Genomic DNA, 12,195 nt, shown 5'->3' with positions numbered 1-12,195 from the left:
CACGCCGCCCGGCGCATCGCCCAGCGCCTCCAGCGCCTCGCCCACGGTCGCGCCGGCGGCCACCGTCACCAGCGGCGCGGCGGCGTCGAGCAGCGGCCGCAGGCCGTCCGCCGCCTCCTCCAGGAAGCCCCACTCCCGCATCCACGCGTCGCTGTGCACCTTGGACAGGTAGGAGCGCCCCGAGTCCGGCAGCACCACCACGACCAGGTCGTCCGGCCCGAGCCGGCGCGCCACCCGCAGCGCCGCCGCCACCGCCGCGCCGGAGGACGGGCCGGCCAGCAGGCCCTCCTCGCGGGAGAGGCGACGGGCGGCCAGCAGCGCCTCGCGGTCCGGGATCCGCTCGTAGGAGTCGATCAGCTCCGTACGCAGGGCCTGCGGCATGCGGTCCTCGACGGTGTCGGGGTGGAGGTAGTGCCCGATGCTCTCGACGTACCACGGGCTGCCGTCGCCGCCCCCGTACGTGGAGGACTCCGGGTCCGCGCCGACCACGGTCACGGCGCCGCCGGAGGTCTCCTTGAGGTAGCCGCCGGTGCCGGTGATGGTACCGCCGGTGCCGACGCCGGCGACGAAGTGGGTCACCCGGCCGCCGGTCTGCTCCCAGATCTCGGGGCCGGTGGTCCGGATGTGGGCATCCGGATTGGCCAGGTTGTCGTACTGGTTGGCGAGCCAGGCGCCGGGGATCTCCTCGGCCAGCCGCTGCACGACGTTGAACAGGTGCCTCGGGTCCTCGGCCGGCACGGCGGTCGGCGCGAGGACGACCTCCGCCCCGTACGCCCGCAGGATGTCCGACTTCTCGGCCGACGACTTGTCGGCCACCCCGGCGATCACCCGGTACCCGCGCTGCCGCCCGACGATCGCCAGGCCGATGCCGGTGTTCCCGGAGGTCGCCTCGATGATCGTCCCGCCCGGCTTCAGCAGGCCGTCCCGCTCGGCGGCCAGCACCATCGAGAGCGCGGCGCGGTCCTTGACGCTGCCGCCGATGTTGAGGAACTCGGCCTTGGCGTAGATCGGCGCGGCGATCCCGGCGCCGAGCCGGGCCAGCCGGATCAGCGGCGTCCCGCCGATCGCGTCGAGGACGGATTCGTGAACTGCGGCCATCGTCGGCCCCTTTCGCTAGCACTGTCAGCCCGAGCCTGCCCAGGCCACGGGCTCGGTAGACGGTAGCGACACCGTTCCTCATCCGGCCGAAACATTGTCCGACGGCCGGGATCGGGTACGGGCCGGTGCGAGCAGGGACGGGCGGGCGCAAGCGGGAACGGGCGAGCGCAAGCGGGGACGGGCATCGATCAAGCGGGCAGCCGGCGGGGTCCCCCCGGGGTCCTCCCCCGGTTCCGGCGCCGCACCGCCTCCGCCGCGAGCAGCGCCGCCGGGACGGCCGCGGCCGGCACCGTCCACCACGGCAGGCCGGTCACGGACGCGAGCACCGCGGGCACTCCGCAGGCGAGCAGCGTCCACAGGACGAGCGACCGGGCGAGGTCGAGGGTGACGTCGCCGGGGCGGCCGGTGAACCGCAGCGCGCCCAGGACGGCGGCGAGCACCGCCAGCAGCGCGGCGAACGTGCCCACCCCGGCGGTGAACTGCCCCTCGTCGCGGGGCTCGTCGTACGAGGCCTGCGCGACACCGGCCCGTTCCAGGCGCATCACCCGGCCGCGCCACACCGTGCCGTCCACCCGGTCTCCGGGCTTCAGTCCGTCCAGCAGCGGCCCGCCGTCGGCGAACCCCACCTCGCCGCTCCAGAACGGCGCGCCGTCCAGCGTCGCCCGGAACTCGGAGCTCTTGCCCGCGTTGCGGACGACCGTGCCGCTGACGGTGAACGGCACGGTGCGCACGCACTCCTCGACCCCCGCGCCCGGGCTCCCGGCCGGGCAGGTCACGGCGGCCGTGTACGAGCGGTACCGCTCGGCGTCGTCCGGCAGCACGACGGTGAACACGTACCAGGCGGCGGCCGCCGGGGCCAGCGCCGCGACGGCGAGCAGCGCGCCGCCGGTGCGGGTCCATGGTGAGGGACGGTGGGTCATGACGGTTCTCCCCCCGGTCCGGTGCGCGGCCGGAACCCCCGGGTCGCCGTCGCCGGGGCGTGCCGCCCCGCCCCTTCCGGGGTCGGACGGTACCGGGCGGTCGGAACGCCGGACGGTGTCGCGGTCTCGGAGTCGGTCCGGAGCTCGCCGAAGCCCCGTGAGCGCTGCGTACGGCCTGAGCGGGTCCGCGCGGGGGGCGGCGGCGCGGCGGCGGACCTCGCGTCGAGCGCCACGCACACCACCCCCGGACCGGCTCGCGGACACAGCTGTCCCTCGATCGCCGACCAGGCTTCCCGGCACTCCTTCGCGCACGCTACCGGACTCCGCCCCGGCCTGGCACGCCGGTTCGCCAAGGCGCCGGGCGAGCAACCCCCCTCCAGGGCCGGCGTGATCGACCGGGCAAGTCCTGGCACTCCGGCAGGACTTCTCCGTTCCCGCCGGTCGCCCGGCGGGCGCTCAGCCGGCGGCCTCCCGAACCGGCGGGCGGAGGAGGGCGAGGCGACTGGCGGTGCGGTCGAGGTCGCGCATGAGGGTGGAGCCGGTGGCGAGGCCGGCGAGCGGATCGGCGCCGATCAGGACCAGGCGGACGTCGCGGTCACAGCAGACGTCGACCAGGTTGGCGAAGCGCCGACGGCCGTCGGGGGACGCCTCGGTGAGCGGTGGGACGCCGTCGAGGACGACGGTGGGGAAGCGGTCGACGAGTGCGAGGTAGTCCGCGACGGAGGTGAGGCCCTCGCACAGCTCCTGGAAGCCGAACCACACGTGGTCCTCGCGGACCGCCCGGGCCGACAGCTCACGGCGGTGGGCGGCCACCGGACCCGCTTCCTCGGGCCCGGGCGGGGTGAGACCGGCCGAGGGCTCGTCGCCGGGGCGGAGACGGGCGCCGAGGTCGAACCCGTGAGCCCGCTCCGACCGGGGCTGCCGCCGGAAGTCGACCGGCCCGGAGACGTCGAGCACGTCCATCCGCTCCTCGATCAGCCTGATCGTCGGCTCGAAGAGGTGGTGGTACAGCGGGTCGGGCATCAGCCCGGCGGGCGGGTAGTTGGACGTGGTGACAAGGGTGATCCGCCGGTCCAGCAGGGTGCGGAGGAGACGGGCGACCAGCATCGCGTCACCCGCGTCGTGGGCGTGGAACTCGTCGAAGACGAGGATCCGGCAGTTGCCGAGCAGCTCGTCCACGGCCCGGTCCACCGCCGCGCCGTCCGCGCTCCGGCTCTCGGAGTGGTGGGCGACACCCTCGTGCAGTCGGCGGAAGAAGTCGTGGAAGTGCAGCCGCCGCTTGCGCGGGGTCGGCAGCCCGTCGAGACAGGTGTTCACCAGCCAGCTCTTGCCGCGGCCGACCGGGCCCCAGAGGTAGAGGTGCCGTGGACTGCGGCGCAGCCGCCAGGCCGGGTGGGCCAGCTCGCCGGCCAGCCGACTGAGTCGTTCGACCGGGAGCTCCTGGGCGGGGTCGAGCGTGAATCCGTGCTGCCCCGCGGCCCGGTGGAAGTGCCCGCGCATCGCCTCGTACTGGTTCCGCACCCCGTCCGTCACGGGTCCGGACCATAGCAGGGCGTCAGAACCGTCGGGATCACCGGGAGTTGCCCGGTCCGCGGCACCGCCGAAACACCGGCGCTCCGGCGGTTCGACCACGGTATTCCGGCGCTCCGCCGCCGGCCGGAACAGCCGGGGCGAATATGACGCCCAGTCATCGGAAAGTCACGCATTTCCGTGCCGGGCGTACACCCGCGATATTCGCGGCCCGATTCCCGCGGACGGATCCCCGTAGCCGCTTCGTCACGCCGCGCATTCGCTCCGTCCGGAATTCCGCGCGCGAAACGCGGCCCGCGCGGGCCTTCGGGCAGGGCATCCGGGCAGGGCCTCCGGACGGGGCGCGGACACCCGGGCGGCCGGCCCGGCCCCGCTAGATGTCGAGAGCGGCCTCGATGCGCTTGAGACCGTGCCGGGCGAGCGCGAGGTTGGCCCGCGAGCGGTCCAGCGCCAGGTAGAGGAAGAGCGAGCCGTGACCGCGGGTCAGCGGGCGGATCAGGTGGTACTGGGTGCCGAGGGTGATCAGGACGTCCTCGATGACATCATCGATCGACAGCGCGGCCAGGGCGCGTATCTTCGCACGAACGACCTCGGTGTTGGCGGCGGCCGCAATCTCCAGGTCGAGCTGCTGCCCCCCGCCGAGGAACCCGAGTGACATACCGCTCTCGTGGTCGGCCACGGCCACTCCGATGGCCCCCTCGATGGCCATCGCGTCCTTGAGTGCCTCGTCAATGTTCATGCGCTGTTCGTCCTTTGCGTGACTTCCGGGCAGAACTCCCGTGTGCGGGAACAAAATAGCAAGAAGCCGCCGGTTGTGGTCGCCTCGTGAAAATGATGGAATAAAGTACGCTGCCGGGGTTCAGAACGTGAAGGGGTACTGGTGCGCGCACTCGACGCTTCCCTCTCCGATGTGCTCGGCTCCCCCGGAGTGGTCGGTGCCGCGCTCGTCGACGCCGTCACGGGTCTCAGCTACCAGTCCGCCGGGGACCACCGGCTGCTCGGGACCGGGGCCGAACTCGCCGAGCTGACCAACCTGATCGGCGAGCGGCTGTACGAGGCAGGGGCGGAGAGCGAGTTGGAGAGCCTGGTGGTCACCAGCACCCGCCATCACCAGGTCGTCCAGGTGCTGTCCCGGAAGGGCGACCCCCTGCTGCTGGCCACCGTGCTGGATCGGGAACGGACCAACCTGGCACTGGCCCTCCGCCAGACCGCCGACCGCGCGCAGGACTTGCTGGCATGACCGACCCGTCCCACGGCACGGCGCCGCCCGCCGTGCCCGCGACTCCCACGACGCCGGCTCCACCCACCGCGCGCAACGTGCCCGCGCTGCTGCTCGCGCTGCGCCGGACGGAGTTCACCGGCTCGGTCACCGTCTCCAGCGCACCGGGCGGCACGATCCACCTGGAGCAGGGTCTGGTCACGGCGATCGAGACCCCCGGGGCCCCGACCGCCGCGACCCTGCTGCTGAAGTCCCGGCGCGTCGGCGAGGAGGAGTGGGCGTCCGCCGAGACGGCCGCGTCCATCGGCCGACCGACCGACGCTCCCCCGACCTGGGGCGGCGACCTCGGCGCGGCCCTGGTGGCTCAGGGGTCGATCGGCGCCGCCGAGCTCGAAGCCGTCTGCGCCGCCGCCGCCTTCGACGGGGCCTTCGCCCTGGTGCTGAGCCCGCCCGGCAGTTGGGAGACGGCCGAGGCGGCGCCGCCTGCCAGGATCGCGCTGCGCCCGGGCATCGAGCCGGAGCGGCTCTTCGAGGAGACCGCCCGGCGGACGGCCCTGCTGACCCGCCTCTGGGGACCGCCCGGCGAACTGGCCCGCATCCGGATCCGTCCTGCCGCCCGGGCCGAGTCCGGCGCGCTGCGGATCCCGGTCCGCTACCGGGAGATCCTGGCCGCCGCCACCGGCCGCCGCACCGCGCGCGACCTCGGCTTCGCCCTGGGACGCGGTGTGTTCGCCGTGCTCCTCGACGTCGTACGGATGGACGCCCGGCACCTGCTCCACCGGGAACCGGCTCACCCGGGGCCCCTGGCACCGAGCGTGGCCCCGCGCACGCCGACGAGCGAACCGCCGCCGGCCGACACCGGGCCGCTACCGCGCCGCGTCCGCAGCGGACGCGGCGCGGGCGGCCCCGGCGGCCTGCCCGCCCGATCCGAGGGAGCGGCGGCCGCTTCCGACGGTCCACCGAACGCACACCGCGCCGAGCACACCGCGCGTACCGAGACGACCGAGCAGAGCGAGAAGAGCGCACCATGAGCAGCCAGACACCGACCGCCGTGCTGGTCGACGAGTTGAAGTCCCTCCGCGACCGGGTCATGGGCATCTCGGAGAGTGTCGTCTCCACCACCGACGGCCTGTTGGTGGCCGCCGACACGGCCGCCGTCCACCCCGAGTCGGCCGCCGCCCTGTCCGCCGCCATGCTCGGCCTCGGCCGGCGCACCGCGGCCGAGGTCGGCGTGGGCGGCCTGCGCGACGTGGTCACCCGCTGCACCAGCGGCTACGTCGTGGTGCTGGCGATCGGGGAGCAGGCGCTGCTGATGATTCTGGGAGACGAGGGCCTCGACATCGCCGGCCTGCACCGCGAGTCGCCCGCCACGGTCCGCCGCCTGAGCGAGCTGCTCGGGATGGTCCCCGCGGTCTAGGCCCTCTCTTTCGGATCATGCCGGGCGCGCGGCGTGATCCGGAAGAGAGCGCCTGGTCCCGACGCCGTCGGGTTACCGACCGCGGCGGCCCCGCTTCCCCAGTCCCTCGGTCAGGGTGGCCCAGAAGCCCCGGCGCTGCGGCCGCTCCTCGGCCGCGGCGTCGACCGGCGGCCGCAGCGCCGGGCCGTCCGGGACGATGCCCTGGGCCCGGGCGGCCACCAGCCAGCTCGGCAGCTCGGTGAGCAGCAGGTCGTACAGCTCGTCGTCGGAGACCGTCCGGGGGTCGCGCCCCAGGTGGACGAAGCCGGCGTTGTCGATCGGCCGCTTCTCCGGGACGGGCAGTTCGTCCAGCTTCCGCAGGAAGTCGAACTGCCGGCTGTCCGGGTCGCCGAAGCCGATGAACTGCCAGAAGATCGGCAGCGTCGCCGCCTCGCAGAGCTTCTTCTCCGCCGCGGGCTTGCTGATCGGGCCGCCGTCCGTCTGGAACAGCACGAAGGCCGGGTCCGTGGCTCCGCTCTCCCGGTAGTGCCGGATGACCGCGTCCATCGCCAGGTGGTAGCTGGTCCTGCCCATGTGGCCGAGGCCCGCGACGATCCGGTCGATCCAGCCCGCGTGGTCCTCCAGGGCGATCTCGGCCTGGGCGTCGACCTCGGTGGAGAAGAAGACGACCGGCACGGTCCCGTCGTCGTCCAGGTGGGCCGACAGCCCCAGGACCCGGTCCGCGAGCGCCTGGACGCTGCCGTCCTTGTAGTAGGGCCGCATCGAGCCGGAGTAGTCGACCACCAGGTACACCGCCACCCGCTGGCCGTTCAGCCCGCGCCGCTCCACCGAGGCGCCGGCCGTCTTGTAGAGGCTCACCAGCGCGGGCGCGCTCTGCTCGACCTTGCTCAGACTGACGGCCATGTGTCGCTCCCTCGCTCGCTGCGGCAGCCGGGCTGCCGGGGCGCGTGATCGTCAACGCGCTCCGGACACTGTGCGCGGCGGACGGCGGTGAGGGCAAGCCGTCCGCCCGGCGCGGCCGCTCACAGGCCGTTCGGGTGCCCCGACAGCCACCCGGCGTGCCGCTCCTTCAGCCGGTCCCGCTCCTCCGTCGACGCCAGGTAGACGTCCGCCCCGCCGTCGTACGGGTGGTAGAGCCGCCGCAGGCCGGGGCCGGCGAGTCTGCCACATCCGTCCCACCCGTCCCGGCCTGGTGAAATCCCCTCGTCAGGGGCGCCGGGCTCCCGTAGCGTGGTTCGGTCGATCTTGAGGGCGGAACTGGGCAGAACGGGGCACCACATCATGCAGCAGCACCAGGGCTGGGCCGACGAGCGCTTCGGCGCCGTCGCGGACGTCTTCGCCGCCAACTTCGCCGGGTTCCCCGAGCTGGGCGCCGCCGTCACGGTGTTCGCCGGGGGCCGGAAGGTGGTCGAGCTGTGGGGCGGCACGGCCGACGAGCGCACCGGGCGGGCCTGGGCGCAGGACACCCTCGTGCCCGTCTTCTCCTGCGCCAAGGGCCCGGTGAGCATCAGCGCCCACCTGCTCGCCGAGCGGGGCCGGCTCGACCTGGACGCGCCGGTCGCCCGCTACTGGCCGGAGTTCGCCCGCAACGGCAAGCAGGACGTCACCACCCGGATGATCCTCGGCCACCGGGCCGGCATCCCCGCCCTGGACGCGGTGCTCTCCTTCGAGGAGGTCGCCGCCTGGGATCCGGTGGTCCGGGCGATCGAGGCGCAGCAGCCGCTCTGGGAGCCGGGCACCGCGTACGAGTACCACGGCCATGTGCTCGGCTTCGCGGTCGGCGAGGTGATCCGCCGGATCACCGGGCTGACCCCGGGCGCGTTCCTGCGCAAGGAGATCGCCGAGCCGCTCGGCCTGCCGGTCTGGATCGGCCTGCCGGAGAGCGAACTCCCCCGCCTGGCCCGGCTGGTGGAGGCCGAGGGCCGCCGTCCGATGCCCGGCCCGGAGCACCTGCTGACCCGGATCGTCACCATGAACGGCGCCCTGGTCTTCCCCGGCCTGGACGTGCCGCACGGCTGGAACGACCCGGCGCTGCACGCGATCGAGCTGCCCGGCGCGGGCGCCGTCGCCTCCGCCACCGGCCTGGCGGGCCTCTACGCGGCGGCGGCCACCGGACTGGACGGCGCGCCCCGCCTGCTCTCGCCCGACACGGTGACCGGCGCGGTGCGCGAAGTCTCCTCCGGGGCGGGCTTCCTGGGCCTCGACATGGGCGCCCGCTGGGGCTCCGGGCTGCTGCTCGACTCCCCCGCTTTCCGCCCGCTGCTCGGCGCGCGCAGCTTCGGCAACGACGGCGCCGGCGGCCAGTTCGCCTTCGGGGACGACGAGTTCGGCGTCGGCTTCGCCTATGTCGCCAACCGGATGATCGGCCACGGCGACGCCCGGGCGAACCGCCTGATCGAGGCGGTGCGCGAGTGCCTGGGCTGACCGGCTTCCTCCCGCTCGTCACCGTCCTGGCCACCACCGGCGGCCTCGGCGAGCTGCGCTACGGCGCCTCGCTGCCCGAACTCGCCGTCCACTACGGCGATCCGTGGGACGGCGGCGGCATCCACCGGGGCGACCGGTGGCCGCACGCCTTCTGCTGGGGCGACGTGCGGACGGTGTTCTGCCGCTGCCGCCGGCTCCACTCGCTCTCCCTGCCGGTCTGGCAGGGCGAGCTCGACCTCCCGCAGCCGGGCGGCGGTTCGGCGACGCTCGACACCCACGTCTCCGAGGCCGACCTGATGGCGGCGCTGACCGCCACCGGCCACAGCTGGCAGACGGTGACGTACGAGAACCTCCCGGACCAGCGGAATCTGCTGTTCTCGCCGGCCGAGGAGGTCCGGGTGGAGCTGGTCCTGACGAACCGGGCGTCCCAGGACGAGCCGCCGCTGGAGGCGTGGGCGCTGCACAAGGCGTTGCTGTGGGGCTACGAACACCTCGACTGCCCCGAGCCCGACCGCTCCCTGCCCGACGACGGCTGGGGCGCGGCCGGGCCGTAGCGCGGCGGCGAGCCGTTCCGTCCCCTGCTCGGAACGGCCCACCGCCGGCGGCGGTCCACCGTCGGCCGCAACCCGCCGACGGCCCCCGCTACTTGAGCAGGAAGTCGTACACCGCCTGCCGCCCGGCCGGGTCGGCCGCCCGGGTCTGCACCGAGTGCGCCGCACCCGGGACGATCACGACCTGCGGGTCGTGCGCCAGCTCCGCCTGCTGGTACAGCCACTCGTTCGGCGTGGACAGGTCCCGGTCGCCGCCGAGCAGCAGCACCGGCACGTTCGGCAGCCTGCGGTGCGCCGGCGGGATCGGCGGCACCGGCTCGCGCGGCCAGTCCAGGCAGACCAGTTGGCTGCCGAGCCCGGTCGCGGTCGCCGCGTCGTACGGCCAGGTCTGCTCGGCGGTCAGCCGCTGCCGGGTGCGCTCCAGCGCGGCCGCCCGGCCCGCGACCGGGGTGTCCGTGCTGCCCCACGGGAAGCGCGAGTCCGCGCAGACGGTGGCGGCGTGCAGGCCCTGGCTGAGCGCCTCGGCCGGGGCCGCGTCGTCCCGGTGGACGGTCTCGATGAAGGCCTGGAGCTTCTCCGGCTGCCCGGCGGCGGCCTCGTGCAGCGCCTCCGGGACCCCGCCGTAGTTCGGGTCGGTGAACTCGTAGCTGGTGAGGGCGTCCAGGACCTGCGCCCCGTTGCCGTACCGCCGGACGGTGGCGGCGAGGTCGGCGGCCGGGTCGGTGGTGCAGCCGGTGGCCTGGCAGGCGGCCCGCAGCACCCGGGCACTGGCGGGCAGGGCGGCCAGGTCGAGCGGGTCGTAGCCCTGCTGCGGCACCACCGAGTCGAGCACCAGCCGGGCCACGTGCGCCGGGTGGGCGAGCGCGTACCGCTCGGCGACGAGGGTGCCGTACGAGACGCCGTCCAGGGTCAGCCGCCGGTCGTCGAGGGCGGCGCGCAGCCGGTCGATGTCGGCGACGGTGTCCGCGGTGCTGTAGAAGCGGGCGTTGGGGCCCAGGGTGGCGGCGCAGTCCGCGATCGACTGCTTGCGCGGCACGGCGAGGTCGGAGGAGCCCATGTCCTCCTGGAGGCCCGGGCACTGGAGCGCACGGGCGCCGGTGCCGCGCTGGTCGTACATGACCAGGCGGTAGTCCTTGAGGACGGGCGCCATCTTTCCGGCGATCCGCTTCATCAGCGGGACGCCGGGCTGGCCGGGGCCGCCGGTGAGGAACAGCAGGTCGCCCTTGGGGGCCGCGGTGTTCCCGGCGACGGCCACGGCGAGGTCGAGGGTGCCGGGGACGGCTCCGCTGTGGTCCAGCGGGACGGTGAGGGTCCCGCAGGTGAACTCGGGCGCGTCCGGGCAGGGCGCCTGCCCGGTGATCCCGCCGCCTGGCCTGGCCGTGGCGGGTGTGTCGGCCGTGGCGGCCGCGGGAGTGGCCAGCGTGGTGCCGGCGACCACCGCGACGGCGCCCAGCAGAGCGGCGATGCGGCCGCGCGTGCTCGTCATGTGAGTCCTTCCGCTCGCACCGCGTCCGTACTGACGCGGGCACGGACGTAGCCTGCGCCCGGGACGACGGCGAAGGCGAGCGGTTATCCGGGGATTCGACCAGGGGCGAATCCCCGACGGAGCCAGCAACGGTGACGCACCGTCACATCAATCGCGGAAGCCGCGGCAGTCTCAGAGCAGCGCCCGCGGCAGCACCACCCGCACCCACTCCTCCGGCTGCGACAGGTGCGGGGCGTGCCCGGCGCCGCCGTACAGGTGGCGTTCCGCCTTGGGCAGGGTGAGGTCGATGAGGTCCAGCACCTCGCCGAACATCGGCGCGCTCTCGTCGCTCTGGGTGAGCAGCGCGGGCTCGCCGAAGCGGGCGAGCCCGATGAGGTCGAGGTCGAGCGCGTCCGGGTCGCGCAGCTCGTCCAGGTAGGTGGGCGCGTTGCGGATGTAGCTGTGCCGGACCGGCGCGGGCAGCTGCTCCCAGGCGCCGGGGCCGAAGGCGAGGCTGTCCACGTACAGTTCGGCGGCGGCCGCCGACTCGGCCTGCTCCAGCAGCTCCCGGACGGCGGCGATCCGGTCGGCGAAGCCGGTGCCGAGCGGTCGCAGGTCCGGGTCGGCGAGCAGGATGCCGGTGCCCGGCGGCTCGTGCACGGCGATCCCGCGCAGCAGGTCGGGCCGGGCGGCGGCGAGCCGGAGGACGACCAGGGCGCCGTAGGAGTCGCCGTAGGCGAAGGCGGGCGCGAGGCCCAGCTCGTGGATGAGCCCGGCCAGGTCGGCCGCGTCCTCGTGCACCGAACCCTGGGTGAGCGGGTCCTCGCTGCGGCTGTGCCCCCGGCGGTCGTAGGCGACCGCGGTGGTGGACTCCGCCAGGCCGGGCAGCACCCGCGCCCAGGAGTCCGCGTCGCTCCAGGAACCGTGCACCAGGACGACGCCGGGGCCCTCGCCACGGGCCTCGTAGTGCAGCGCCACCCCGTTCACCCTGATCTCGGCCATCACGAGTCTCCCGGTCTCGGCGGTGCTCCCCCACCAGACTGACACAACCACCCGAAAGGGTCAGGTCCGTCGGCGGCGGGCCCCGTCCCGGCCCCGTCAGCTCATCGCCCGCACCGGCGGCTCGTCCCGCGTCCCGTCCTCCGCGACCACCGTGAACCGCTCCGCGTCCGACACCGACAGGTCCACCGGATAGAGCGACGCGGTGTCGTTGACGTCCAGCACGGCGCTCTGCCGCCCGGTCGCCGCCTCCACCCTGGTCACCCGGCCCCGGGTCATCGCCCACACCGAGCCGCCGTCCACCACCAGGCCGGTCACCTGGTCGTCCAGCCCCGCCGTCCACCGCTTGCCGCCGTCCGTCAGCGAGTACGCCAGCAGCCGGCCGGTGGCGGTGCGGCTCGGGTGCTTGCCGCCGCTGATGCCGATGTCGCCGGGCTTCTCCCCCGGTACGACGAACAGGTCCCCGACCACCACCCCGCCGAACAGCGGCCGGGCGCTGAACTCGTCGAAGGCGTGCAGCCCGCCCAGCATCACGTCCAGGTCGTACTCGTCCCCGGCGACCGGTATCACCG

At 74.4% G+C, this 12,195-nt stretch carries 12 protein-coding genes and 1 pseudogene; 5 read left to right on the top strand and 8 right to left on the bottom strand.

The annotated features are described in order from the left end of the window. From AE652_RS22195 to AE652_RS22180, 4 genes are all read right to left on the bottom strand, one after another. Positions 1-1,098 (bottom strand): PLP-dependent cysteine synthase family protein (locus AE652_RS22195; protein WP_049654217.1); only part of this gene is annotated, 1,098 nt, incomplete at its 3' end. 188 nt (positions 1,099-1,286) lie between these two features. Next, complete coding sequence (locus AE652_RS43155) at positions 1,287-2,018, bottom strand: hypothetical protein (RefSeq protein ID WP_053112184.1); 732 nt, start codon at positions 2,016-2,018, stop codon at positions 1,287-1,289. 456 nt (positions 2,019-2,474) lie between these two features. Next, a complete protein-coding gene (gene zapE, locus AE652_RS22185; protein ID WP_234348480.1) occupies positions 2,475-3,551 on the bottom strand; it encodes a cell division protein ZapE in 1,077 nt (358 codons plus the stop codon). Between the two features lie 370 nt (positions 3,552-3,921). Further along, entirely contained in the window at positions 3,922-4,287 is a 366-nt protein-coding gene (locus AE652_RS22180) for a hypothetical protein (RefSeq protein WP_049654214.1), read from the bottom strand. A gap of 141 nt (positions 4,288-4,428) precedes the next feature. Here AE652_RS22180 and AE652_RS22175 point away from each other — a divergent pair, with 141 nt between their 5' ends. Genes AE652_RS22175 through AE652_RS22165 form a run of 3 tightly spaced genes read left to right on the top strand, consistent with a single transcriptional unit; the run spans position 4,429 to position 6,184 of the window. Further along, positions 4,429-4,788: a hypothetical protein gene (locus tag AE652_RS22175; protein WP_049654212.1), complete on the top strand. Its 360-nt coding sequence runs from the start codon at positions 4,429-4,431 to the stop codon at positions 4,786-4,788. Then, positions 4,785-5,798: a hypothetical protein gene (locus AE652_RS22170; RefSeq protein ID WP_063780227.1), complete on the top strand. Its 1,014-nt coding sequence runs from the start codon at positions 4,785-4,787 to the stop codon at positions 5,796-5,798. The genes AE652_RS22175 and AE652_RS22170 overlap by 4 nt, the downstream gene beginning before the upstream one ends. After that, positions 5,795-6,184, top strand: a complete 390-nt coding sequence (locus tag AE652_RS22165; RefSeq protein ID WP_049654211.1) for a roadblock/LC7 domain-containing protein — start codon at positions 5,795-5,797, stop codon at positions 6,182-6,184. Before AE652_RS22170 ends, AE652_RS22165 begins: the two co-directional genes overlap by 4 nt. A 192-nt stretch (positions 6,185-6,376) precedes the next feature. Here AE652_RS22165 and AE652_RS22160 read toward each other — a convergent pair. Next, positions 6,377-7,087: pseudogene (locus tag AE652_RS22160) on the bottom strand (VWA domain-containing protein); the annotation flags it as partial. Between the two features lie 378 nt (positions 7,088-7,465). Here AE652_RS22160 and AE652_RS22150 point away from each other — a divergent pair. Together AE652_RS22150 and AE652_RS22145 are read left to right on the top strand one after the other, a co-directional pair. Beyond that, a complete protein-coding gene (locus AE652_RS22150; RefSeq protein WP_049654208.1) occupies positions 7,466-8,608 on the top strand; it encodes a serine hydrolase in 1,143 nt (380 codons plus the stop codon). Next, the gene (locus AE652_RS22145) at positions 8,596-9,162 is read left to right on the top strand and encodes a hypothetical protein (RefSeq protein WP_049654207.1); all 567 of its coding nucleotides are present in this window, start codon (positions 8,596-8,598) and stop codon (positions 9,160-9,162) included. Before AE652_RS22150 ends, AE652_RS22145 begins: the two co-directional genes overlap by 13 nt. A gap of 88 nt (positions 9,163-9,250) precedes the next feature. Here the strand turns inward: AE652_RS22145 and AE652_RS22140 are convergent, their stop codons facing one another. The 3 genes from AE652_RS22140 to AE652_RS22130 form a co-directional block, all read right to left on the bottom strand. Then, entirely contained in the window at positions 9,251-10,645 is a 1,395-nt protein-coding gene (locus tag AE652_RS22140) for an alpha/beta hydrolase (protein ID WP_082345891.1), read from the bottom strand. A 171-nt stretch (positions 10,646-10,816) separates the two neighbouring features. After that, complete coding sequence (locus AE652_RS22135) at positions 10,817-11,626, bottom strand: alpha/beta fold hydrolase (protein ID WP_049654204.1); 810 nt, start codon at positions 11,624-11,626, stop codon at positions 10,817-10,819. 96 nt (positions 11,627-11,722) lie between these two features. Continuing rightward, the coding region (locus AE652_RS22130) for a hypothetical protein (protein WP_049654202.1) at positions 11,723-12,195 on the bottom strand (473 nt) is incomplete at its 5' end.

It is taken from the genome of Kitasatospora sp. MY 5-36 (genome assembly GCF_001182915.1).
GTDB lineage: Bacteria > Actinomycetota > Actinomycetes > Streptomycetales > Streptomycetaceae > Kitasatospora.
Note: the sequence above shows the minus strand (reverse complement) of the source record. Positions and strands in the feature narration are given on the sequence as shown.